The organism is Streptomyces sp. NPDC045899 (genome assembly GCF_056431485.1).
The window spans coordinates 14,342-39,282 of sequence record NZ_JBWKKP010000035.1 but is presented as its reverse complement, the minus strand read 5'-3'; the positions used below and the strand labels follow the sequence as shown (position 1 = coordinate 39,282).

The 24,941-nt window shown below is 71.9% G+C and carries 17 protein-coding genes and 1 tRNA gene; 8 read left to right on the top strand and 10 right to left on the bottom strand.

The annotated features are described in order from the left end of the window. The 4 genes from AC07FT_RS33540 to AC07FT_RS33525 all read right to left on the bottom strand — a co-directional run. A partial coding sequence (locus AC07FT_RS33540; RefSeq protein WP_479179868.1) for an IPT/TIG domain-containing protein occupies positions 1-668 on the bottom strand: 668 nt, incomplete at its 3' end. A 137-nt stretch (positions 669-805) separates the two neighbouring features. Further along, entirely contained in the window at positions 806-1,603 is a 798-nt protein-coding gene (locus tag AC07FT_RS33535) for an IPT/TIG domain-containing protein (protein ID WP_479179866.1), read from the bottom strand. Between the two features lie 550 nt (positions 1,604-2,153). Then, positions 2,154-3,035, bottom strand: coding sequence for a siderophore-interacting protein (locus tag AC07FT_RS33530; protein WP_479179865.1), 882 nt, complete (start codon positions 3,033-3,035; stop codon positions 2,154-2,156). Between the two features lie 47 nt (positions 3,036-3,082). Next, a complete protein-coding gene (locus tag AC07FT_RS33525) occupies positions 3,083-4,039 on the bottom strand; it encodes a 5'-3' exonuclease (protein WP_479179863.1) in 957 nt (318 codons plus the stop codon). A 189-nt stretch (positions 4,040-4,228) separates the two neighbouring features. On the opposite strand from AC07FT_RS33525, the gene AC07FT_RS33520 reads away from it, so the two are divergent. From AC07FT_RS33520 to AC07FT_RS33510, 3 genes are all read left to right on the top strand, one after another. Beyond that, positions 4,229-5,377, top strand: coding sequence for a quaternary amine ABC transporter ATP-binding protein (locus AC07FT_RS33520; protein WP_479179861.1), 1,149 nt, complete (start codon positions 4,229-4,231; stop codon positions 5,375-5,377). Continuing rightward, positions 5,370-7,985, top strand: a complete 2,616-nt coding sequence (locus AC07FT_RS33515; RefSeq protein ID WP_479179859.1) for an ABC transporter permease/substrate binding protein — start codon at positions 5,370-5,372, stop codon at positions 7,983-7,985. Before AC07FT_RS33520 ends, AC07FT_RS33515 begins: the two co-directional genes overlap by 8 nt. Positions 7,986-8,153: 168 nt before the next feature. Continuing rightward, positions 8,154-8,891: a helical backbone metal receptor gene (locus tag AC07FT_RS33510; RefSeq protein ID WP_479179857.1), complete on the top strand. Its 738-nt coding sequence runs from the start codon at positions 8,154-8,156 to the stop codon at positions 8,889-8,891. Positions 8,892-9,343: 452 nt separating this feature from the next. Here AC07FT_RS33510 and AC07FT_RS33505 read toward each other — a convergent pair whose 3' ends face one another. Beyond that, positions 9,344-10,498 (bottom strand): TDT family transporter, encoded by a 1,155-nt coding sequence (locus AC07FT_RS33505; RefSeq protein ID WP_479179856.1) that lies wholly within the window; start codon positions 10,496-10,498, stop codon positions 9,344-9,346. A 70-nt stretch (positions 10,499-10,568) separates the two neighbouring features. On the opposite strand from AC07FT_RS33505, the gene AC07FT_RS33500 reads away from it, so the two are divergent. Continuing rightward, complete coding sequence (locus AC07FT_RS33500) at positions 10,569-11,549, top strand: LysR family transcriptional regulator (protein WP_479179855.1); 981 nt, start codon at positions 10,569-10,571, stop codon at positions 11,547-11,549. A 96-nt stretch (positions 11,550-11,645) separates the two neighbouring features. Further along, the gene (locus tag AC07FT_RS33495; RefSeq protein WP_479179853.1) at positions 11,646-12,071 is read left to right on the top strand and encodes a VOC family protein; all 426 of its coding nucleotides are present in this window, start codon (positions 11,646-11,648) and stop codon (positions 12,069-12,071) included. Positions 12,072-12,177: 106 nt separating this feature from the next. On the opposite strand, the gene AC07FT_RS33490 is transcribed toward AC07FT_RS33495, so the two are convergent. Beyond that, positions 12,178-15,480, bottom strand: a complete 3,303-nt coding sequence (locus AC07FT_RS33490; protein ID WP_479179884.1) for an amidohydrolase family protein — start codon at positions 15,478-15,480, stop codon at positions 12,178-12,180. A 311-nt stretch (positions 15,481-15,791) separates the two neighbouring features. Between AC07FT_RS33490 and AC07FT_RS33485 the strand changes: the two genes are divergently transcribed. Next, positions 15,792-16,733: an alpha/beta fold hydrolase gene (locus tag AC07FT_RS33485; RefSeq protein WP_479179851.1), complete on the top strand. Its 942-nt coding sequence runs from the start codon at positions 15,792-15,794 to the stop codon at positions 16,731-16,733. Between the two features lie 183 nt (positions 16,734-16,916). Here AC07FT_RS33485 and AC07FT_RS33480 read toward each other — a convergent pair whose 3' ends face one another. Continuing rightward, positions 16,917-17,822, bottom strand: a complete 906-nt coding sequence (locus AC07FT_RS33480; protein ID WP_479179849.1) for a transketolase family protein — start codon at positions 17,820-17,822, stop codon at positions 16,917-16,919. Positions 17,823-17,875: 53 nt separating this feature from the next. Next, entirely contained in the window at positions 17,876-18,577 is a 702-nt protein-coding gene (locus AC07FT_RS33475; protein ID WP_479179848.1) for a transketolase, read from the bottom strand. A gap of 91 nt (positions 18,578-18,668) precedes the next feature. On the opposite strand from AC07FT_RS33475, the gene soxR reads away from it, so the two are divergent. Further along, positions 18,669-19,142: a redox-sensitive transcriptional activator SoxR gene (gene soxR, locus AC07FT_RS33470; RefSeq protein ID WP_479179846.1), complete on the top strand. Its 474-nt coding sequence runs from the start codon at positions 18,669-18,671 to the stop codon at positions 19,140-19,142. A gap of 157 nt (positions 19,143-19,299) precedes the next feature. Further along, positions 19,300-19,376: transfer RNA gene (locus AC07FT_RS33465), tRNA-Pro, on the top strand. A 585-nt stretch (positions 19,377-19,961) separates the two neighbouring features. Here the strand turns inward: AC07FT_RS33465 and AC07FT_RS33460 are convergent. Next, on the bottom strand, positions 19,962-20,780 hold the full coding sequence (locus tag AC07FT_RS33460; protein WP_479179845.1) for an SAM-dependent methyltransferase: 819 nt from the start codon (positions 20,778-20,780) through the stop codon (positions 19,962-19,964). Positions 20,781-20,827: 47 nt separating this feature from the next. Continuing rightward, on the bottom strand, positions 20,828-24,895 hold the full coding sequence (locus AC07FT_RS33455; protein WP_479179844.1) for a type I polyketide synthase: 4,068 nt from the start codon (positions 24,893-24,895) through the stop codon (positions 20,828-20,830). Positions 24,896-24,941: the final 46 nt, after the last annotated feature.

Here is a 24,941-nt window from a genome sequence, read left to right as displayed (position 1 = left end):
GCGGTGACGGTGATTTGGGTGGCGGTGTTGGTGAGGATGGTGGCGGGTGTGGCGCCGAAGAGGACCTGGGTGGCTCCGGTGAGGTTCGCGCCGTTGAGGGTGACGGTGTTGCCGCCTGTTGTGGGGCCGGAGGTGGGGCTGAGGGTGGTGAGGGTGGGTGCGGGGGTGGTGATGTAGGTGTAGGGGAGGGTGTTGCTGGTTCCGCCGGGTGTGGTGGCGGTGACGTTGGTGGTGCCTGTTCCGGGTGGTGCGGTGACGGTGATTTGGGTGGCGGTGTTGGTGAGGATGGTGGCGGGTGTGGCGCCGAAGAGGACCTGGGTGGCTCCGGTGAGGTTCGCGCCGTTCAGCGTCACCGTGTTGCCGCCCGCCGCGGGGCCGGAGCTGGGGCTGAGACTCGTCAGCAGCGGTGTCGCCACCGTGGTGTACGTATAGAACACGTTCTGCGTACTGGTGCCGCTCGGTCCCGTGACGGTGACCTTGACCGTGCCTGTTCCCGCCGGTGTCTTGGCGGTGATCTGGGTGTTGCTCACCACGACCACATTGGTGGCCAGTTGGGAGCCGAACCTGACGACGGTGGCGCCCGGGAAGCCGGTGCCGGTGATGGTGACGGAAGTACCTCCCGTCGTGGCGCCCTGATTCGGGCTGACACTGGTCACTACGGGGGCCATCGTGCTCTCCTTCTCGTGCCTGGCAGGCGGCCGCGCTCTGGCCGACGGGCCGTCGGCCAGAGCGCGGGGGTCGCCGCTTGCCCGGCGCCTGGTGTGCGGACGGGGGACGGGGTGGGGTGATACCGGACGGTGCCGGATCAGGTGATGGTGAACGCCTGGGCGTTGGAGGCGCCGCCACAAGTGGTGACGGTGATGGTTCCGGCGCCGGGGGTGAGGCCGGCGGGCACCGTGGCGACCAGCTGGGCGTCGCCGAGGCTGGTGAAGTCGGCGGCGATGGTGTTCGTCCCGTCGTCGAACTCGACCGACTCGACGTCCACCAGACAGGTGCCGTTGACCGTGACGCTGTCACCCTCGGTGCCCGTGGTGGGCGCCACGGAGGTGATGGCCGGGGTGGTGTAGTACGAGAACTGGGCCAGGTTGCTGACCGGGGTGCTCGCACCGCCCGCCGTGGTCACCACGATGTTCACCGTGTCGATGCACGGGTTGACCATCGTGTGCGCCGGTGTGTTGAAGGTGACCTGCGAGTTGGAGCTGAAGGTGGGGGTCGGGGTGACCGCCGTGCCGCCCACCGTGACCCCGGTCCCGGTCAGGAAGTTGCTGCCGAAGACGGTGACCGAGGTACCACCGGCGGCGGGACCACAGGTGGCGCTCACACCGCTGGTGGACGGCTCGGCGATCAGGAAGAACGGCAGGGCGTTGCTGGTGACGTTGGTGCTGCTGGTGACGCTGACGGACACCTGGCCCGCGCACAGCCCCCCGGGGATGGTGCAGGTGACCTGGGTGGCGGTGACGGTCAGTCCGGTGGTGATGGTCTTCGTGCCGAAGTTCACCTTGGTGGTCGTTCCCAGGGCGGTGCCGTTGATCTGGAGCGTGTCGCCGGCCTTGCCCTGGTTGGTGCCGGTGGTGGTGTCCACCAGCGACGTGATGGTTGCCATGATGTTGCCTCCTATGAGGGGCCGTTCGGCCAGGGGTGGGTTGCGGGGGTTCGGGGGGCACCGGGGCCCGGGCCGTCCGGCGCCAGGGGCGAGCGGGCCGCTGACCTGCGCGGTCCGAAGCCGCGCCTGGCATCCCGGGTACGGACGCGAAGCGATGACGAGGGTTCAGAAGCGGTTCAGAAGCGGTTCAGAAGCGATGAGGATCGAACACGCTGGGGGACCGTCGCGGCCTGCGTCGCGCCGGCGCAACCAGTCGGCGCCGAGAACCAGGTGCTGCGTGCCAATCTCGCTGAGTTGATTAAAGCAATCGGGTGATAGGTGCGACAGGTGCAATAGGGGTTATTGCAGCACTCATCAGAAAATCGGCTTAAAAGCCGACACATCTTTTTCGCGCGGGAGTGCGCCCCTCGTCCGGAGTCGCCACGGTTCCCGGTGACCGTCCACCGCCGGGGACGGCGGCCGCATACGCCGATGGCCCCGGCCGGGTGTCCTCACCCCGGCCGGGGCCATCGCACGGTGGTCGTCCGCGGCGCCGCGCGCCGCGGTGGGGCTATGCGGCGTCCTGCCGCGCGCCCTCCTGCTCGGACTCCACCTGCTCGTTCCACTCCCGCTTGGACGCCTGCCAGCCGTCCTCGTTGTGACCGCGGCGCCAGTAGCCGGAGATGGACAGCCACTCGCGCGGCACCTGCCGCTCCAGCCGCAGATGACGGCGGATCTCCTTCACGAAGCCCGCTTCGCCGTGGACGAAGGCGTGCACCTGGCCCGGCGGGAACTCCAGCGAGCGCACGGCGTCCACCAGTGCCTCTCCCACGGGGGCCGTACCCCGGTGCAGCCAGGTGACCTCCGCACCCTCCGGCACGGTCAGCTTGTGCTCCTCCTCGGGACCCGCGACCTCCACGAAGGCGCGCAGGGGGGCGCGGTCCGCGCCGCCGGGCCCGCCCGGTGCCGCGGCGAGCCGCTCCAGCGCGGCGGCGATCGCGGGGAGCGCGCTCTCGTCCCCGACGAGCAGATGCCAGTCCGCGTCCGCGCTCGGGGCGTATGCGCCGCCCGGCCCCAACAGGTGGATCTCCTGGCCGGGTTCGGCCCCGGCGGCCCAGGGGCCGGCCAGCCCCTCGTCACCGTGGACCACGAAGTCCAGGGTCAGCTCATGCGCCGCCGGGTCCCAGGCGCGCACCGTGTACGTACGCGTCACCGGCCACTGGGCCCGCGGGAATTCGGCCCGGATCCGCTCGATGTCGAACGGCTCGGGATAGCTGACGCCCGGGGCCGGGAAGAGCAGTTTCACATAGTGGTCGGTCCACTCGCCCGCCGCGAACCCGGCCAGGCCGTCACCGCCCAGCACCACCCGCACCATATGCGGGGTGAGCCGGTCGGTGCGCACCACCTGGGCACGGTGCGGGCGGGGACTCCTGCGGGCCGGACGGTCTGCCATGGCGGTCTCCCTGATCAAAAACAGTTAGGGTTACCTAACCTAACAGCTCATCCCTCGAGGGTGGACAGAAGGCGACGCAAAGATCCTCCCAAACCCCAGCGCTCCTCCAGCTCGCCGAGTGCTCGCGGATCGCGCGGACGGCGCGGCAGCGCGGGGTCGAAGGCGGGCAGCGGGACGTCCCGGGCCACCCGCACCACCTTCGGGGCCACCGCGACATAGGCCCGTGCCTCGTCCAGCCGCTTGCGCTGCGAGGGAGTGAGCTTCGAGGCCGGATCGTCCACGGCGGCCATGATCCCGGCCAGGTCGCCATGGGCGGCGAGCAGCTTGGCCGCGGTCTTCTCGCCGATGCCGGGCACCCCGGGCAGTCCGTCGCTCGGGTCGCCGCGCAGCAGTGCCAGGTCCGCGTATCCCGGACCGTCCACCCCGTACTTCTCGCGCAGCGCCGCCTCGTCCACCAGTTGGAGGGTGCCGACGCCCTTGATCGGATAGAGGACCCGTGCCCGCCGGCCGTCGTCGACGAGCTGGAAGAGGTCGCGGTCGCCGGTGACGATGTCGACCGGACCGGTGGCCCGGTCCGCGAGGGTGCCGATCACATCGTCCGCCTCGTGGTCCGCGGCGCCCACCCGGGCGATACCCACCGCGTCCAGCACCGCGTCGATCACCGGGACCTGGGGGGAGAGGGTGTCCGGGACCTCCTCCTGGTCCACCCCCTCGCCCTCGGGTGCCTCCTCGGCCACCCGGTGCGCCTTGTAGGTGGGGATCAGCTCGACCCGCCAGCCGGGCCGCCAGTCGAAGTCCATACAGGCCACCAGGTCGTCCGGCCGGTGGTCCTGCACCAGCCGGGCGATGAAGTCGAGCAGACCGCGCACGGCGTTCACCGGTGTGCCATCCGGAGCCCGGACCGAATCCGGCACTCCGAAATAAGCTCGGAAGTAGAGAGAAGCGGTATCGAGAAGCATCAGGCGTCGCGTCACGCCTCGCATGATGCCGTACCCCGCGGACATCGACGCGCCGGGAGTGTGAAGTGCGCCACCGAAAGGTTTACGCCAAGCAGATCAGGGCATGCGCGCACCCGGAGCGAACCCGTTCAACATTTCAACTATTGCATGGGGCATGCGGTCGGATATCGCATCGCTCTGCGACCTGCCGGCGGGGGTGGCGGGTCGCTTTTTGGTGCTACCTGAGAGGTGTGTGTGTCCAAGCTGCGAGCTGAGCGCCTGTACAAGGTGTTCGGCAGACGACCTGATGAGGCGGTGGCGAGACTCGAGGGCGGCACCGACCGTGAGGAGCTGCGCGCGCAGGGTACGACAGCGGCGGTCATCGACGCCTCCTTCGACGTCGAGGCAGGCCAGATATTCGTCGTCATGGGTCTTTCCGGTTCCGGTAAGTCCACCCTGCTGCGGATGCTCAACGGACTGCTGGAGCCGACGGCGGGAAGCGTCCACTTCGACGGCCGCGACCTGACCGGACTCGACCCGCGCGATCTGCGCCGGGTGCGGTCCCACGAGATCAGCATGGTCTTCCAGCACTTCGCCCTCTTCCCGCACCGCAGCGTGCTGGAGAACGCCGCCTACGGCCTCGAGGTGCAGGGCATACCGCGCGCCGAGCGGGTCGAGCGCGCCACCGAGGCGCTCCAGCTGGTGGGCCTGGGCGGCTGGGAGCGGTCCTGGCCCGACGAGCTGTCCGGCGGTATGCAGCAGCGCGTCGGCCTCGCCCGCGCCCTGGCCACCGACGCCGACCTGCTGCTGATGGACGAGTCCTTCAGCGCGCTGGACCCGCTGATCCGCCGCGATATGCAGGACCAGCTCCTCCAGCTCCAGAAGCGGCTCAAGAAGACGATCGTCTTCATCACCCATGACCTCAACGAGGCCATGCGGCTCGGTGACCGCATCGCCGTGATGCGCGACGGCCGGATCGTCCAGATCGGCAGCGCCGAGGACATCCTGGTCACCCCGGCCAACGACTACGTCGCCTCCTTCACCCAGGACGTCGACCGCAGCCGGGTGCTCACCGCCGGAGCGATCATGACCGAGCCCGCCGAGGTGCTGGGCGCCACCACCGACGACGGCACCGAGCTCCGCACCGAGCAGGACGTCCTGGCCGCGGCCCCGGCCACCGTCACCGCGGACACCCCCATCATCGAGCTGTTCACCCCCTGCTCCCGCAGCGGTGTCGCGGTCGCCGTGACCGACGACGACGGCTCGCTCATCGGTGTGGTCTCCCGCGCCCGGCTGCTGGCCGTCCTCGGTGACGGCGACGGCGGTCCCGACGGCGCGAGCCCACCGGCCCCCGGCTCACCGGACGCGCCCGAGTCCGTGAAGAAGGTGATCTCCGGTGCCTAGGATTCCGCTCGGCGACTGGATCAATTCCGGCGTCAACTGGCTCCGCGACAACCTGAGCTGGTTCTTCGACTTCATCACCTCGGTCGTGCAGGGCATGTACGACGCGGTGAACTCGGCGCTCAGCGCCCCCGAGCCGCTGCTGATGGCGGGCATCCTCGCGGTGCTCGCCTGGTGGCTGCGTGGTCTGCTGCCCGCCGTCCTCGCCTTCGCGGGCTTCGCGCTCATCGATTCGATCGAGCTGTGGGGCGAGGCGATGAACACCCTCGCACTGGTGCTGGTCGCCGGTGTGATCACCCTGGTGTTCGCGGTGCCGCTGGGCATCTGGGCGTCCCGTAACCGCACCGTGAGCGCGCTGATCCGGCCGGTGCTGGACTTCATGCAGACGATGCCCGCCTTCGTCTATCTGATCCCCGGCATCTTCTTCTTCGGCCTCGGGGTGGTCCCCGGTGTCGTCGCGACCGTCATCTTCTCGATGCCCCCGGGCGTCCGCATGACGGAACTGGGCATCCGCCAGGTGGATGCGGAGCTGGTCGAGGCGGCCGACGCCTTCGGCACCCATCCGCGCCGCACCCTGCTCCGCGTCCAGCTCCCGCTCGCCCTGCCCACCATCATGGCGGGCATCAACCAGGTGATCATGCTGGCGCTGTCCATGGTCGTCATCGCCGGTATGGTCGGTGCCGCGGGCCTCGGGGCCACCGTCTTCCAGGCGATCAGCTCCGTCGACGTGTCGATGGGCTTCGAAGGCGGCATCGCGGTGGTCATCCTGGCCATGTACCTGGACCGGATGACCAGCGCGCTCAATCAGCGTGTCTCCCCGCTCGCCCGCCGTGCGCTGGCCAAGGAACGGGCCAAGGGACTCAAGGGCGCGAAGGTGCTCCACTGGCGGCCCGCGACCTCGGTCGCCATGGTCGGCGTGGTCGTCCTGGCCCTGGTCGCCGGCGGGATGAAGATGTTCGGCAGTGACGAGACAGGCCCCGCCGTCTCCGCGAACGTCGGCAAGGGCCAGTCGGTCGACATCGGCTACATCAACTGGGACGAGGGCGTGGCCTCCACCTTCCTGTGGAAGGAGCTCCTGGAGCAGCGCGGCTTCAAGCCCAAGGTGCAGTCGTACGACGTCGGCGCCCTGTGGACCGGTCTGGCCGCGGGCAACGTCGACCTGCAGACCGACGCCTGGCTGCCGGCCACCCACGCCGCGTACTGGTCGAAGTACAAGGGCCAGCTGGAGAAGCTCGGCTCCTGGTACGACAAGACCTCGCTGGAGGTCGCCGTGCCGTCGTACGTCAAGGGCGTGAAGTCGCTGGAGGACCTCAAGAGCAAGTCCTCCACCTTCCAGAAGAAGATCATCGGCATCGAGCCCGGCGCCGGTGAGATGAAGCTGATGCAGGACAAGGTCATCCCGGACTACGGGCTCAAGGACTACACCCTGGTCAAGGGCTCCACCGCGGCCATGCTCGCGCAGCTGGACCGCTCCTACGCCAAGAAGGAGCCGATCGCGGTCACCCTGTGGTCCCCGCACTGGGCGTACAACAAGTACAAGCTCACCAAGCTCAAGGACCCCAAGGGCGCCTTCGGCAAGGGCGACCACATCGACACCATCGCGCGCAAGGGCTTCTCGAAGGAGAACCCGCAGGTCGCTCAGTGGATGAAGAAGTTCAAGCTGGACGAGAAGCAGCTCACCAGCCTCGAGGCGGCCATCCAGGACGCGGGCAAGGGCAATGAGCAGCAGGGTGTACAAGCCTGGCTGAAGAAGAACCCCGGCATGGTCAACAAGCTCGCCCCGGTGCCGGGCGGCGACCAGAAGGGCAAGGACGCCGGCGCCACGCCCAAGATCGGCTACTTCCCGTGGGACGAGGACATCGCCACCACCTATCTGTGGAAGAACGTCCTGGAGCGGCGCGGCTACAAGCCGGAGATCAAGCAGTACGACGTCGGGTCGATGTTCACCGGAATGAGCACCGGGCAGATCGATGTCGAATTCGACGGCTGGCTGCCGGTCGCACAGAAACAGTACTGGGACCGGTACAAGAAGAATCTCGTCGATGTCGGGGCGTGGTACGACAAGACCTCGCTCGAGATCGCGGTGCCCTCCTACGTCAAGGACGTGAAGTCCCTGGCGGACCTCAAGGGCAAGTCCGGGCTCTTCAAGGGCAGGATCGTCGGCATCGAGCCGGGTACCGGCGAGATGAAGCTGCTCAACAGCAAGGTCCTCAAGCAGTACGGCCTGGACAAGGAGTACGAGGTCACCAACGGCTCCTCCCCGGCGATGCTCGCGCAGCTCGAGCGCTCGTACGCCAAGAAGGAGCCGGTGGCCGTCGTCCTGTGGTCCCCGCACTGGGCGTACAACAAGTACAAGCTCACCAAGCTGGCGGACCCGCAGAAGGCGTTCGGGGCCAACAACCAGCTGCACACCCTCGCCAACAAGTCCTTCCCGCAGAAGTACCCGGAGTTCAACGGGTGGCTGAAGAAGTGGCACATGAGCGAGAAGGAGCTCGCGAGCCTTGAGGCGTCCGTGCAGGACGCGGGCAAGGGCAATGAGGAGGAGGGCGTCCAGAAGTGGATCGACGCCCACCCCGGCATCGTGGACAAGATGGCACCGGTGGCTTCCTGACCCACCGCGTCACCACCCACGACTGGTCCGCCGCCGCGGCCGGGAGCATCCACTCCGGGCCGCGGCGGCGGCGTTTCGCGCACCCGGCGGACCCGGCGGACCCGGCGGAACCGGCGGGCACGGCACGGCCCCGGCGGCACGGCGTCGGGTACGCCGTACGGTGGAGCGATGAGCCCTCGCACCCCCGTCCGGCGTGTGGTGTCCCTCGTGCCCTCGCTCACCGAGGCGGTCGCCGCCACCGCGCCCGAGCTGCTGGCCGGGGTGACCGACTGGTGCACCCATCCGCCCGGTCTCGGCGCGGAGCGGATCGGCGGCACCAAGAACCCCGACACCGCGCGGATCGCCGCCCTCGCACCCGATCTCGTCATCGCCAACGAGGAGGAGAACCGCGCCCCCGACCTCGACGCGCTGCGCGCCGCCGGTCTGACGGTGCTGGTCACCGAAGTGCGCACCCTGGAGCAGGCGTTCAGCGAACTGGACCGCGTCCTGGTGCGCGGCTGCGGACTGCCGCGCCCCGGCTGGCTGGACGAGGCCGAGGCGGCCTGGGCGGACATCACGCCCGACGGCCCGCCGCGGCGCGCCGTCGTCCCGGTGTGGCGGCGGCCGTGGATGGTGCTGGGCCGGGACACCTTCGCCGGGGACGTCCTCGCCCGGCTCGGCGTGCGCCACCTCCACAGCGGCCACGAGGAGCGCTATCCCCGTATCCCGCTCGACGCGTTGACGGCCGCGGGCGCGGATCTGGTGGTCCTGCCGGACGAGCCGTACCGCTTCACGGCGGACGACGGCCCCGAGGCGTTCCCCGGCCTGCCCGCGGCCCTGGTCAGCGGCCGCCATCTCACCTGGTACGGGCCCTCGTTGACGGAGGCTCCGGCGGTGCTCACCGCCGCGCTGACGTCGGCGGGCTGATCCGGCCGCGGTAGCCGTAGCCGTAGCCGGGCGACCGGACCGGAGGCGTCATGCGGTGCCCCGTGCTGTCGCGTCGTGCCCGTGGGGCGTCCCCGGTACGTTCCGGCCACCGGGTGCGTCCTCGGCGCGCCATCTGTCTGCTGTGCCGGGCCGGGCATGGTCGCCGGCTGTGCCGGGGGAGCCCGCGCCGGACGCGGTTCTGCCACGTCGCGCCCGCGCGTGGCGTTCCGGCTCCGGGGCGTGTCGTCGCGTCGTGCCGTGGGGCGTTCGTGGCATGTTCTGGCCACCGGGTGCGCCACGGGCCCCCGTGCTGAACAGGGTTGAGGCCGCCGGCCCGCGGGCCGGGTGCGGGCTTCGGGCCGTGCCGGTCGCGCCTTCCGGCGGTGGGCCCACGCGGCAGTCCCGGCCGTGGGGCGGTTCCGCGGGACCGGCCACCACCGGCCGGGCTCCGGTCATCCGCGGCCGGCGGACGGGGGCGGGCCCGCGGACGGCGGGGGAGCGAGGAGGGTGCCGTGGGCCAGGCCGGCCGCCGTCCGCGCCGCGACCAGCGCCCACGCCGCCACCAGCAGGCCGTACAGCCCCACCGACAGCCAGCCGAACGCGTCCAGCCCGGTGTGGCGGGACAGCGCCGCCGCGCCGGTGACGCAGGTGCCCACCGGGAAGGTGAACCCCCACCACGTCATCGCGAACGGCATACCGCGCCGCACGGCCCGCACCACCATCGCCCCGGCCAGCGCCAGCCACAGCAGCGCGAACCCCGTCACCGGCACCCCGTAGGCCACCGAGGCGAACCGTGCGACGGCCTCCGGGGTCCCGCTGTACCCCGCGGACCGCACCGCGTCGGCCAGGGCGCCCGCGGCCGTCGTGGACTGTCCGAGCGGGCCGAGGACCAGGAAGAGCGTGGGTGTCAGCGCGGCCGGCAGCGGTCCGTGGCGCACCAGACGGCCGAAGACCAGCGGCAGCATGAGCAGGGTCGCCAGCAGACTCGCCCCCATCAGCGCGGCACACCCCAGCAGCATGGCCGAGCGCCACTGCCCGGCGGGCAGATGCGGCACCAGCGGCGGGCCGAGCGCCGCCGACACCATCGGCGCCACCACGGGCAGCAGCCACACCGGGGAGGCGTCCGCGGGGCCGATCCGGTGGCGGGTCACCATCAGGTACGGGATCCCGGCCGCGACCACCAGGCCCAGCAGCGTCCCCGCCGTCCACAGCACCGCGTCGACCGCCACCGCCGCCGTGGCGCCGATGATGTCCGCGCCCACCGACAGCGTGCTGCCGCCGACCGCGAGCAGCGCCATCGCCAGACAGCCGTAGAACGGCGCGACCGCCGGGTCCAGCAGGTGGTCGCGGGCCCGGTCGCGGTGACGGGTCCAGTGCGCCGCACGGGCCACCAGCACGACGGCCAGCATCAGCACCGACAGCGCCCACACCAGGCGGCACACCTCGCGCAGCCCGGGGACCCCCACCGGCAGACCGGCGCCCGCGCCGGCCACGATCGCGGTGCCCATCACCGTGGCGTACCAGTTGGGACCCAGGTGGCGTGCGGACGCCCGGGGGCGTCCGCCCACGGTGGCGGGGAGGGGGCGGGCAGGCGCGACAGTGACCATGACGGCAGCCTCGCGCGCCCGCCCGGCGGCCACCAGACACCGCGATCCTATGAGGACATAAACTGCGTTTATGAGCGAAGGACGGAACGACGGCGGCGCACCGATACCGAACGGCACCGACGGGGGCGCGGCGACCGTGCCCGTCTCGCACCGCGTCCCCGACCTCGGCGCGCTGGAGCTCCTGCTGGCCGTCGCCCGCCTCGGCAGCCTCGGTCGCGCCGCCCGTGAACTCGGCATCACCCAGCCCGCCGCGAGCAGCCGGATCCAGGCCATGGAACGGCAGTTGGGCATCGCCCTCGTCGACCGCTCACCGCGCGGCTCCCGGGTCACCGAGGCCGGGGCGCTGGTCACCGACTGGGCACGGCGGGTGGTGGAGGCCGCCGAGTCCTTCGACGCGGGTGTCCACGCCCTGCGCGACCGCCGTGACTCCCGGCTGCGGGTGGCCGCCAGCATGACCATCGCGGAGTACCTGCTGCCCGGCTGGCTGATCGCGCTGCGCACCCTGCGCCCGGACACCGCCGTCTCCCTGCTCGCCGGGAACACGGCGGCCGTCGCGGGGCGGCTGCTGGGCGACGAGGCGGACATCGGCTTCGTCGAGGGCCTCGACGTGCCCGGTGGACTGGACGGGGTGGTCATCGGCCATGACCGGCTGGCCGTCGTCACCGCCCTCACCCACCCCTGGGCCCGCCGCCGTGCCGCGATCAGTCCCGCCGAGCTCGCCGCCACCCCGCTGATCCTGCGCGAACGCGGCTCCGGCACCCGCCAGGTACTGGACGCCGCCCTCGCCGACCACGGCGGTCTCGCCGCCCCGCTGCTGGAGCTCGCCTCCACCACGGCGGTCAAGGCGGCGGCCGTGAGCGGCGCCGGACCCGCCGTGCTCAGCCGACTGGCCGTGCGCGAGGAGCTCTCCGCCCGGCGGCTGGTGGAGGTCGCCGTGGCCGACGTGACGCTCCGCCGTGACCTGCGCGCGGTCTGGCCGGCCGGACACCGCCCCACCGGTCCGGCCCGTGATCTGCTCGGGCTCACCCGGCCGGGCGGCGAGCACCGCTAGAGCGTGTCCGGCCCGGACCTGTCCGGCCGGCGGTGCCACGGCCGGATGGCGGAACGGTGCCGGGCCGCGCGGGCCCGCCACCGGCACAGTGGAGCCATGAACGCAGACAACAGCGGCGCCCTGGGCCAGGGCCGCGTGGCGACCCGGCTGCCCGCCCGGGACCTGGAGCGGGCACGCCGCTTCTACGCCGAGAAGCTGGGCCTGGAGCCCGTCGACGAACGCCCCGGCGGACTGCTGTACCGCTGCGGCGGTACGGACTTCGCGGTGTTCCAGTCGACCGGGGCCTCGTCCGGCGCCTTCACCCAGATGGGCTGGGAGGTGGCGGACCTCGACGCGGCGGCCGCCGAGCTCCGCGAGCGCGGTGTGGTGTTCGAGGAGGTCGACGTGCCCGGGTTCCGCACGGAGGGCGGGATCGCCCGGATCGAGGGGAACTACCCGAGCAAGGGCGCGCGGGGTGAGCGCGCCTTCTGGTTCCGGGACAGCGAGGGCAATCTGCTGGGCGTCGGCCAGTTGGTCTTCTGAGCCCGGTCTTCTGAGCCGGTCCGCCGGATGGCCCCGTGCGCCGGTGGACCGCGCGCGGGCCGGGGGCGCCGGGCCCGTCGGACCCGGCGCCGACCCACCGGTACGCTCAGCCGTGGAGCTCGCAGCAGCTCTCACGGCGCAGGTGCCGTCCCACCTCCAGCCAGTGTTCGGCCGACATACCGTGCCGCTCCTGCCCGGCGGCCGGGAAGGACTCCACCAGCTCCTCGCTCCGGAACGGGATCCCGCCGCGCAGTACCGCCTCGGTCCGTACCAGGGAGTCGAAATCGGTGAAGGGATCCCCGTCGACGACCGTCAGGTCCGCCAGCTTCCCGACCTCCAGGGTGCCCAGATCGCGTTCGGCGCCGAAGGCCCGCGCGGGCAGTACGGTCGCCGTCCGCAGCGCCTCGGCGGGGGAGAGCCCGTACCGGTGCAGTGCCCGCAGCGCCAGGTGCAGATGGAGACCGACCGGCACCAGCGGCTGGTCCGTGCCCAGTGCGACCACTCCGCCCGCCTCCAGGACCCGGCGGTAGACCCCGATCTCCGTGCGCAGGGTGCCGAGTTGGGCGTCGGTCGGCGGTGTCCCGGCGAGCTGCCGGACCAGCGCGGAGTCCCAGGGCGGCATCAGCCGGGTGACCCGCTCGTCCCGCGCCAGTGAGGGGTCCGCCCCGACCAGTGGCGCGGCGGTGAACGGGGTGGCGATGAGCCGGAAGTCCGAGGTGGCCGTGTAGACCTCGGTGAGGTCCTGGTACGCCCGCCCGGACGCCGTCGTGGCGTGCCCGTACTCCAGTCGCTGGGTGGCCTGCAGATGGGTCGTCAGATCCTGTCCGAGCTGGATGCCGGGGGTGCACAGATGGCTTCCGGTGCGCACTCCGAGCCGTTCGTGCGCGAACCGCGCGGCTTCCTCCATCACCCAGCCCGGTGCCCGGACATAGGTCTTGACGAAGTCCCAGTCGAGCCCGGCCGCGCGCTCCAGCGAACGGCGCAGCCCGTCCCGTGTGCGGTGCGCCCGGCCCATGCTGTAGGCCACCCGCGGCCCGTCCAGCAGCTCACCGGTGGCCAGCAGCCGGGGCCCGGCCAGGGCACCCGTCGCCACCGCCTCCCGCAGCCGCGCCTGCTCGTAGGCGAAGCCGCCCAGGGACACCGCGGTGGTGATGCCGTAGGCGAGTTGGAGCGCGGTCTGACGGCCGCCGTAGGTGTACTGCCAGGGATGTGTGTGCGCGTCCCACAGACCTGGCAGCACGGTGCGGGACGAGGCGTCGATCCGGCGCTTGGCCACCCGTCCGCCGCGGTGCGGCTCCACGGCGGCGATCCGCCCGCCGCGCACCACGATGTCCACGTCCTCGCGGACGTTGCCGCCGTCGCCCGGGCCGCCGCCGTCCGTGCCGTCCCAGAACCGTCCGGCGTGCACCACGGTGTCGGCCGGACGCGGCCGCCGCCGCTCCAGCGGCACCCGCACCGTACGGGTCTCGCCCGACTCGACGTCCAGCAGCCGCAGCCGTCCCGACGCCAGGTACAGCACCCGGCGAGAGTCCCCCGACCAGGAGGGGTGGTCGGCGGCCTCGTCGGTCAGCCGCCGCGGCGCGCCGTCGGGGGTGCCGTCGGACCGCACCGGCAGCAGCCACAGCGCGGACTCGGAGACGAACGCCATGTGGCGGCCGTCGGGGGACCAGACGGGCCCGGAGTCGTAGCGGTCCGAGAGCGAGGTGTGCGCGGCCACCGCGTGCAGCTTCGCCGCTCCGCTCGCCGCGTCCACGACCCGGATCAGGTTGTAGCCCTCACGGAACCGCTGGTTCAGCCGGTTGCGGTCGCACAGCGCGATGTACCGGCCGTCGGGGGACCAGCTCGGCCGCCCCGGCAGCCCGCCCGCGCCCAGCGGGGCGGCCAGCACCCGTTCGGTGGCGGCCTCCAGGTCGCGCAGGACCAGGTTTCCCGACATGTCGACACAGGCGAGCCGCTTGCCGTCGGGGGAGAGCGCCGGATGCACCCGGCCCCCGGACGCCAGAACGGTCTCCTCACCCGAGCCGAGGTCCCGGCGGCGCACCGCCAGCAGTCCGTCGCGGTCGTCGGCGAACACCAGCGCGCGTCCGTCGGACGTCCAGGTGGGCGCCAGCAGATAGCGCGTGGGAGCCGCCCGTACGACCCGCTTGGGAGCCCGGCCGCCCGCGATGTCGGCGACCCAGAGGGAGTTGAGCGCGGCGAAGGCCACGCGGCGGCCGTCCGGGGAGAGCGCGGGCAGGTGGATCCCGCGCACCGGCCGCGCCCCGCCGCCGTCGAAGTCGTAGTCCTTGACCCGGTAGCGGGGCCGCTCGACGGGGAGGGTGGCGCGGAAGGGTATCTCCCGGGTGCTCCGGTCCCCCTCCGGCCCGCCGGGGCGCACCAGCTGGAACCGCCCGTCCACGGTCAGCAGCAGCTCCCCCTCGGCCGTCCAGCGCGGCGGCACCGGATGCGGTTCGCCCTCCAGCGCCACCGGCTTCCCGTCCACCACCAGGGTGCAGGAGGCGCTCGGCGCGGGGGTGGTCCGCAGATAGGCGAGCCGTCCGTCCGCCGCGAGGGCTGGTGTCATCACCTGGGTGCCGCCGGCCGGTTCGGTGTGCTCCACCCGCACCGGACCGGTGCCGTCGGCCCGTACGGAGGCCACCGTACGCGCGTCCAGCACGCTGCCCACCGGCGTTCCGCCGGGCACCCCGCGGACGAACAGCACCCGCTCGCCGTCCGCCGACCACGTCGGGTCGAAGTCCTCCCAGGCACCGTCCTGGAGCGGGCCTTCCTGCCCCGACAGCCCGGTGAGCCGCGTGAGTTCACCGCTGGCCGTCTCCAGCACCCACACCCGGTACGGGCTGCCCGCCACCGGGTCGCCGCCGCGCTCGGAGGCGAAGGCGATCCGGGTGCCGTCGGGCGACCAGGCCGGACCGCGGTCGTCCCAGGGGCCGTCCGTCCGCTGCCGCAGCTCCGAACCGTCGGGGCGCAGCGTCCAGATGTGGAACCCGCCGCCCCGGTACGCGCAGATGGCCAGCAGCTCTCCGTCGGGGGAGAAGACGGGCCGGGTGGGCTCCAGCCCGGGCGGGGTGAGCGCCGTGGCTTCGCCACCGTCCCGGGGCACGGACCACAGGACGTTCTGCACCTCGGCGACCAGGCGCGGGCCGGAGGCCGCGGAGGGGCCACCGGAGGGGGCGAGGGTCGCGGCGCCGTTGGTGGCGGCGGTGAAGGAGAGCGAGGCGCGCCGTGTCCGCCGGCCGGCCCGCGCACCGGCGGCGGCAGCGGCCTCGACGGGCAGCGCGGTGACGGCGGCGGTGGCGCTCCCGGCAGCCGCGGCCTGGAGGAAGCGCCGCCGGGAGAGGGCGGAAAGGGGGGTGTCCGGCGCGCCCGGAGCGTCTCCGGGGTCCGGGTCTTCTGGAGCGCCGGGGGTGATGGGAGCGTCTACGGCGCCGGGGGCTACTGGAGTGTCCAACGATCCTCCTGTGACACGGGAGTTGTGCGGGGCAGGAGTTCATAAACGGCAGACGAAGCGCTTGATCGTTGCACACCCCACGGGTTCGTGGTCAACACCTTGCTGCCAACAGCCTTGGCTTGGGCCCCGGGTAAGGGGAGAGTTGGCTTCCGTTCCCGCCCACGCTCCAGCCGTGCTCCACCCGCAGTCCACGTACCCTCCAGCCCCACTCACGCCCCACTCCACCGGCCCCTTCAGCAGGGCACCGACCCGACCCCAGGAGACGAGACCGAATGCCAGCAGGCGGCATCAGCTACCGCACCGACCAGCTGCCCACCCCGGACGGTGTGCGCATCGCGACGTACACCTGGCTGCCGGAGGGCCGCACGCCGCGCGCGATCGTCCAGATCGCCCACGGCGCCGCCGAACACGCCCTGCGCTACGACCGGTTCGCCCGCTACCTCAGCGGGCACGGCTACGCCGTGGTGGCCTCGGACCACCGCGGACACGGGGCCACCGCGGCGTCCACGGGCGGTCTCGGGGTCGTCGGCGAGGAGGGCGACAGCTGGCGGGCGATCGTCTCCGACCTGCGCGCGGTCGGCGACCGCGCCCGCACCGAACACCCCGGGCTGCCGCTGGTGCTCCTCGGCCACAGCCTGGGCTCGATGCTGGCCCGCGACTGCGCCCAGGAGTACGGCGCGGAACTGGCCGGGCTGATCCTCTCGGGAACCTTCCGCACCCTCCCCGCCACCGAGCTGGAGGACGCGATGGCGCGGATCGGGGAGGAGGTCGCGACCGGCGGCCGCACCGTGCTGTCCACTTTCACCCCCACCCTCTTCGCCTCGTTCAACGACCCGTACGAGTTCGGCACGGGCTTCGAATGGCTCACCCGGGACCCCGCGGAGGTGGCGGCGTACGCGGCGGACGAGCGGTGCGGCTTCCCGTTCAGCGCGGGTCTCGCCCTGGACTGGGTACGCGCCGTACGCAAGATCAACGACCCCCGGCAGCAGGCCCGGATCCCGGCCGACCTGCCGGTGCATCTGGCGGTGGGCACCGAGGACCCCTGCAACCAGCGGATGACCCTGGTCTACGAACTGCTGGAGGACTTCCGCCACATCGGTACGCGGGAGTTGAGCTGGCGGGGCTACCAGGGCGCCCGGCACGAGATCCTCAACGAGACCAACCGGGACGAGGTGCAGGCGGACCTGCTGGCCTGGCTGGACAAGCACATCTGAGGGGTGGAGGCGGGTCGGAGCGGCTCGGGCCGACGGGCCGGAGCGGCCGGGCGCCGGGGCCGAGGCGGGCGCGGGTTCCTGACCTGACCGATCAGGCTCGGGACCTGGGCCAGGCTCGGGACCTGAACCAGGCCCGGGACCTGAACCAGGCTCGCGACCTGGACCAAGCCCGGACCGCCCGGTTCACCGGCCCAGGAAGCCGGAGATCCGCTCCCGGAGCGAGGCCGGGTCCAGCCCCTGGCCGGCGAGGTGCTCCTCGATCCCGCCGTAGCGCCGCAGCTCGCGCCGTCCGATGCCGAGCCCGAGCACACGGTGCGGCAGGTCCGGGAGGGCGTCGTTGACGGCGGTGGTCGAGGTGCCGGCGAGATACGGCTCGACGAGCACGACATCGGCCGATCCGCGGCCCGCCTGGACGGCCGCGCGCAGCGAACGCTCGTCGAAGGGGCGCACGGTCGTGGCGTAGAGCACGGTCACGTCCAGCCCCGCCACGGCGGCGAGCACATTGTCGAGCATCGGCCCGACCGCGATCACCACACCGCCGCGGCCTTCCCGCACGGTCAGGAAACGGCCGGGGGTGACATCGCGCGGCGCGGTGTTGCCGTGCGCCGACAGCCGGACGTAGACGGCGTCGTCATCGGCCGCGGCGGCGTGCCGCAGCAGGGTCTCGGCCTCGTCGGGGTGGCCGGGCACGTGCACGGTCCAGCCGTCGAGGGTGTTCAGCAGAGCGATGTCCCCGGGCGACATATGGGTGAAACCGCCCGCGGGCCAGTCGTAGGAACCGGCCGCGCTCACCAGCACCCCACCCGTGCCCTGGTGTCCGAAGTCCAGCTTGAGCTGCTCGAAGGGGCGCTCGACCAGAAAGCTGGCGAACGTGTGCACAATCGGCCGCATCCCGGTCAGCGCCAGCCCGCCACCCACTCCCACCAGCAGCTGCTCCCGGATCCCGACATTGATCACCCGGTCGGGATGGGCGCGCTGGGCCTCGGCGAAGTTGGCGGCGCCGATCTCGGCGAGCACGACGGCCAGCCGGGGGTCTTCGTCGAGGAGACGGGAGACGGTGGAGGTGAAGCGCTCACGCATGGTGTCCATGGCGCGGAGGTCCTTTCACGGAGACGTTCGATGGGCGGGGCCGGCGGTCAGGGTCAGCCTTTGGGCTCGACCCGGGCGACGACAGCGTGCGGCCGCCCCGGGTGCGGCGCGGTGTACGCCTCGTGGAGGGCCTGGTGGTCCCGGCCGTCGACGGTGACCGTGGACCACCCTCCGGCGGCGAAGCGGGAGGCGATGCCACCGGGCCGGCCGTGGGTGGCGGAGGCGTTGTCGATCACGAGCGTGTGCAGCCGCTCCAGCCCGACCGCCCCGGCGTACGCGATCGCCTCGTGGTTGCTGCCCTCGTCCAGCTCCGCGTCGCCGATGAGCACCCACACCGCGGGCCCGGTGCGCCCCTGCGCCCGCAACCCGAGCGCCGTCCCCACGGCCAGCGGCAGCCCGTGCCCGAGCGACCCGCTGCTGATCTCGGCACCGGGCACCAGCAGCCGGTCCGGATGGTGCCCGAGCGGGGAGTCGTAGGACCCGAAGCCCGGCAGCAGCGACTCGCTGAAGAACCCCTTGGTGGCGAGCACCGCGTAGTACGCCATCGGCCCGTGCCCCTTGGAGAGCAGGAACCGGTCACGTTCGGGGTCGTCCATGCTCTCCGGCGACACGCGCAGCACCCGGTCGTAGAGCACCCAGAGCGCGTCCAGCGTGGAGGTGGCGGCCGGACCGTGCTTCTCGTCGCCGGTCATCAGGCCCATGAGACGAGGGAGGTCGTGGTACGCGTCTGCGCTGTGAACCGCGGTGTTGGTCATGGGAAGAGCGTGCAACTTCAAGCGGACTTGAAGTCAAGCGCTCGATGTCGCCCACCCGGCCCGGTCCCCGGCCCGCCTAGGATCGACCGCCATGACGTCGACCTCCAACCTCCTCGCCATCGGGGAGCTGGCCACTCGCAGTGGCCTGGCCACCTCGGCCCTGCGCTACTACGAGGAACTCGGCCTGATCCACTCCCGGCGCACCGCCGGCCGCCAGCGCCGCTTCGCCCGCTCCACGCTCCGCCGCGTCGCGTTCATCCGCGCCGCCCAGCAGGTCGGCCTCTCCCTGGAGGAAACCCGCGCCGCCCTGGACCGCCTCCCGGTGGACCGCGCCCCCAACGCCACCCAGTGGAACGCGGCCGCCCGCACCTGGTCCCACCGCATCGACCAGCAGATCGCCGACCTGGAACGGCTGAAGCGCAAGCTGGCGGGCTGTATCGGCTGCGGCTGTCTCTCGCTGCGCAAGTGCACCCTCTACAACCCCACCGACACCGCCGCCGCCCTCGGCCCGGGCGCGCGCTACCTCCTCGGCGACGAACCGCAATCGCCCGGCGACTCATCGTGACCACGGCTGCGCGCGCCTGTCCCCACCGCTTCTCCGCACCGCCGCCCACCTGGCGGAGATCCATCCCCCGCCCCCTGGTGGAGGCGACCACCCCCTGAAGTGCGGTATTGTTCTCGTGCGCGGTCGGCGAGGGCAAAGGCCCGAGCCGGACGAGCACCGGGACGTGGCGCAGCTTGGTAGCGCACTTGACTGGGGGTCAAGGGGTCGCAGGTTCAAATCCTGTCGTCCCGACCAGCGTTTTCGCAGGTCGGAGGCCGTTTCCGCGAGTAGCGGGGACGGCCTTTGCCGTCCCCGGAGTGGGGTGCTGGGAGCCATCTGGGAGCGCTCGTGCTCCCAACTCGCAGACAGGTCAATCCCGTCCGGGTTGCCCCCCCGCCCAATCCGGTCCCCTCTCGCGCGGTACTGCGCAGCTGTGCGCTCTCGTGATCCGTAGGGCGCGAAGGTCTCCCCGTCGGGCCGGCGCGGCGCTCACGTCCTGGGAGTGTCCCGTCTGTGGGGCGGCACGTGAGGGCAGCACTTCAGAAATAGTGTGCCAAGCATTCGCTGAGAGCTGCGCTCGCGTGGTTGCGGCTCGCTTCATGGCCTGAAGCGCCGCCCGACCCCGACCGAACTCGTCCGGAGACTGGCTGCCGCCCGCCGTCCGCACGGCGGTCGAGCCGCACTCCGCCTCCACCGCCGTCGGCCGTGTGGGTTCGTGATCTATCCGCCGGTCCGGTCGGCTGGCCGTCGTGGCACGGCCTGCCGTCCGCGGTGAACACATCGGCTCGCCGAGTTGCCGTACCGGCACCATCGGTGGTCACCCGCCGGCCGGCAGCGCGCCTACGGCATCTTGCGCGCCGTGGCCACCAGGTAGCCGAACTCCGGCAGTGTGGACATCGGGTGCACCAGGACCTCGATCAACTGTCGGGCCGCGTCACCGAACTGCTCCTCCAGGGTGCTGCGGTGCTCGCTCGCGCCATCGGCCATGATCCGCAGCGTTCGCCTGGTGTGCTCACTGATGTCCAGCAACTCGTCCAACTCCAGGCCCGCGCCGGCGATCAGGGCCCGGTAGTCGTCGATGCTGGGAAGTTCGACGATGGTGAACTTCGCCTTCGCGTCGTCGAGTATGTCCTGGTACTCCGGCCTGATCGGTTCACGCTGGCACGTGTCCGCGATCACCAGGCGGCCGCCGGGGCGCAGTACGCGCCTCATCTCCGCCAGCGCGCGGGAACGATCCATGTGCAGTAGCGATTCGAACGCCCAGGCCACGTCGAACGAGGCGTCCGGATAGGGCAGCGCCATCGCGTCGGCGTGATCGAACCGGACGCGATGGGACAGGCCCGCCACCGCGGCGCGGGCATTGGCCTCCTGTGCCTGTCCCGAGTTGATCGTGACGCCGGTGATGTCCGCCTCGACCGTACCGGCCAGGCGGAGCGCGGGCGTGCCGATACCGCAGCCGACGTCGAGCATCTGCTGGCCGGGCCGCAGGCCCAGATGCTCGATGAGCAGGTCGGTGAGCCGATCTGTGGCGACGTCCACGGAACTGTCGTCCTCGTCGGAAAGCCAGTATCCGTAGTGGAAGTTCTCGCCCCAGAAACGCAGGAACATATGGGTGAACACGTCGTAGAAGTCCGATACCAGCTCTGGCTGGGTATCCATTTTGTCAGTCATGTCCTTCTTCTCTATGGCGTGATCGAGTCGGTGTGTCAGGGATGGGCGGGCCGTCGGGCCAGCCAGCCGCTGATGGCTGAGGCGGTGCTCGCGGCGTGTTCGTCGATCATGCTCAGGTGGGTGCCGGGCACGTCGATGGCGTCGTGGCCGGGACCCCAGCGGGCCTGCCAGTGCTCGCCTGTGCGGGGCTGGCCGCCCATCCGTTCGGTGGCGCGCAGCAGCAGTGTCGATACGCCGCCGATGTCGGTGGGTGCCCAGTCGTCGAACAGCTTCAGGTGGTGTGCCATCGCGGTCAGTTCGGCGCCGCGCGGCGGCTGCGTCGCGGTCCATTCGGCGTACGCGTCGCCGAGCAGGTCGACCTGGATCTCGGCCAGACCTGTGCTGCCGGGCAGGTGGCTGTCCAGCAGCACGAGTGACTCCGGTGCGGTGTTCAGATCCTTGAGCCGGGCGGCTGCCGCGTGCGCGATCCAGCCGCCGGAGGAGTATCCGACGAGGACGTAGGGGCCGGTCACGTTGGTGAGCACCGTCTCAGCGACCGCGGCCACCAGATCGGTTCGGGCCGGCGGAAGGGATTCGTGGTCGGCGTAGCCCGTCAACGGCAGCACAGCCATGTTGTGCGTCGTGCGCAGCGTGTCGGCCATCCGCGCGTACTGGTAGACATTGGAGGGCGCGACCACGGACGGGATGCAGACCAGGGTCGGGCCCGCGAACCCCTGGGAGAAACTGACGGGTTCCCGCATCGGCGGCGAGCCGGTACCCACGCGCATCCGGGCGGCGACGGCCAGCAGCTCCAGCCCATCCCGCACCCGGTTCTGCGCGCAGGCCTGGGCGAAGAGGACCGGCAGCGGTTCGGCCGTCGGTGGCGTCGCCTGGCCCGCGCCCGCCGGCGTCGGACGCGCCGGTGTGGCGGCGGGGGCGGCCGGTGGTGTTTCGAGGTCCTCGAGCGCGGCGAAGCGGTCGGCCAGATGTGTGGCGACGGCGTGCGGCGTCGGCCAGTCGATGACCAGTGTGCGGGACAGCTCCAGACCGGTGACGGCCCTCAGGCGCTCGGTGAGCCAGGCCGCGGTCAGCGAGTCGAAGCCCAGCTCGGCGAAGCCCCGCTGGGGGTTCACGTCGTCGAGCGCGTCGTAGCCCATCAGCTGCGCCACTTGGTCGCGCACTTCGGCGAGCAGGATCTCCGCCCACTCCTGGCGCGGGCGATCGGCCATCTTGCCGCGTACGGAGGGAATCCCGGTGACCGCCTCGGCCGTCACCGCGTCCGGCAGCGGGGCGCCCGTCCCGCCGACGGCGCCCTGGTCGGCCAGCAGGCTCGCCCCCGCCGGCAGGTGATCGACCAGCCAGTAGCGGCGGCGCTGGAAGGCGTACGTGGGCAGGTCGAGCTGGGCGGCGCCGGTGCCCGCGTAGACCGCGCGCCAGTCGACCGGCACACCGCGGACGAAGAGGGCAGCCACCGCGTCCAGCAGCGCGGCCGGCTCGGCCCGGCCCTGACGCAGTGTCGGCACGAAGGCCCGCTCCGGTGCGCCCGGACCGGCCGGCGGCAGGCAGTCCCGGCCGAGGGCGGCGAGGACCCCGCCCGGCCCGAGCTCCAGGTAGGTGGTGACACCGGCCTCGTTCAGGCGCACGACACCGTCGTGGAACCGCACCGCCGCACGGGCCTGGGCGACCCAGTAGTCCGCCGAACGCATCCGCTCGCCCCGGTCCGCGTCGCCCGGTGCGAGCGGCACGATCGGGATGCGCGGCGCGGCGTACGAGACGCTCTCGATCGCCGATCGGAAGTCGGCCAGGATCGGGTCGATCCGCGGTGAGTGGAAAGCGTGGCTCACCCGCAGTTCGCGCGGGTGGAGGCCCTTGTCGGTGAGTCTCGCCGTCAGAGTGGTGAGCGTCTTCTCGTCGCCGGAGAGCACCACCGAGGTGGGACCGTTCACCGCGGCGACGGACACGAGGCCGGTCAGCTGATCCAGCATCGGCAGGATGTCTTCTTCGGCCGCACGGACAGCGACCATCGCGCCGCCGGGGGACATGCTCTGCATGAGCCGCGCCCGGGCGGCGACCAGCGCGCAAGCGTCCTCGAGCGACAGTATCCCGGCCACGTGCGCGGCAGTGACCTCGCCGATGGAATGCCCCGCGACGAAGTCCGGGCGTACACCCCACGACTCGACGAGCCGGAACAGAGCGGTCTCGACGGCGAAGAGGGCCGGCTGGGCGAATCCGGTGCGGTCGAGCAGGCCCAGCGGGTCGTCCTCGGCGAAGGTCAGGTCACGCAGCGTACGGCCGATCGGACCGTCCAGGTGTGCGCAGACAGCGTCGAACGCCTCGGCGAAGACGGGGTGCTCCGCGTACAACTCGCGGCCCATGCCCAGCTTCTGCGCCCCCTGGCCGGTGAACAGGAAGGCCAGCCGTCCGCGCGCGGTGGCGCCTGTCGTGACCGCGGCATGCGGTGTGCCCCCGGCGAGTGCGCCGAGCCCGGCGAGCAGGTCGTCTCGATCGGCGGCCACGACGACGCCGCGGTGGTCCAGGGCGGCGCGAGTGGTGGCCAGTGAGTATCCGACGTCGGTGAGGCCGGCCGGCTCAGCCCGGTTCGTCAGGAAGGCGGCCAGCCGCGCGGCCTGGGCGCGCATCGCGGCCGCGGTGCGGCCGGAGACCAACCAGGGAACGGCCGCGAGCGTGCGGTGCGCGACGCCGTCGCCCTCCCGGACGGCGTCCTCTTCGGGCACCGCCTCGAGAATGACATGCGCGTTGGTGCCGCCGATGCCGAAGGCGGAGACCGCCGCACGCCGTGGCCGGTCCTCCGTCTCCGGCCACGACCGCGACTCCTGCAGGAGTTCGACGTCGCCGGCCGTCCAGTCGACCTCGGTGGACGGTGGGTCGGCGTGCAGCGTCGGTGCCAACATGCCGTGCCGGAGCGACATCACCGTCTTGATCAGGCCGCCCACTCCGGCGGCGGACTGGCTGTGGCCCAAGTTGGACTTGAGCGACCCCAGGAACAGCGGACGACCAGGCCGCCTGTCACGCCCGTACGTGGCCAGCAGCGCCTGGGCCTCGATCGGGTCGCCCAGTGTCGTGCCGGTGCCGTGTGCCTCGACGGCGTCGACGTCGGAGGACGTGAGCCCGGCGGCAGCCAGCGCACGCCGGATCACCCGCTGCTGGGACGGGCCACTCGGTGCGGTCAGCCCGTTCGACGCCCCGTCCTGGTTGATCGCCGAGCCGCGCAGCACCGCCAGGACCGGGTGCCGGTGGCGGCGGGCGTCGGAAAGCCGCTCGACCACGACCATGCCGACGCCCTCGGCCCAGGACGTACCGTCCGCGGCATCGCCGAAGGACTTGCACCGGCCGTCCGGAGCGAGCCCGCGTTGGATGCTGAACTCGACGAACGAGCCCGGCGTGACCAACACGGAAACGCCACCGACCAGGGCGAGTGAGCAGTCTCCGGCGCGCAGCGCTCCCGCCGCGAGGTGCAAGGCGGTGAGTGACGAGGAACAACCGGTGTCGACGGTCACCGCCGGACCCTCCAGCCCCAGAAGGTAGGAGATTCTGCCGGAGATGATGGCTCCTGCCAGGCCGCCGAGCAGGAGCCCCTCGAACCCGGCCGGGTAGCGCGCCAACAGGGCCGCGTAGTCGGTCACACTCGGGCCCACGAACACCCCGGTCTCGCTGCCGTGCAGCGAGTGAGGATCGATCCGAGCCCTTTCGAGGGCCTGCCACGATGTCTCCAGCAGCAGTCGCTGCTGTGGGTCCATCGCGGTGGCCTCGCGGGGCGAGATGCCCCAGAACTGCGCGTCGAAGTCCGCGACGTCGGTCAGGAAGCCGCCCTGCTGGGTGTAGCTGGTGCCCGGGTGATCCGGGTCGGGGTCGGGGTCGTAGAGCGAGTCGAGGTCCCAACCCCGATCGCGGGGAAACGGGGTGATCGCGTCCCGCCCGGTGATCGCCAGCTCCCACAGATCTTCCGGTGAGCGCACGCCGCCCGGATAGCGGCAAGCCATGCTGACGATCGCGATCGGCTCGCCGACCCGCCGCTCAAGCTCCTCCGCCCGCTTGCGGGCCCGCATGAGGTCTGCCGTGACCAGATTCAGGTAGCGCCGCAGTTTGTGCTCGTTGTTGTCCATCTGTTCCTCGACCTCTCACCCGACGCCGCGGCACGTTCCACGTGTG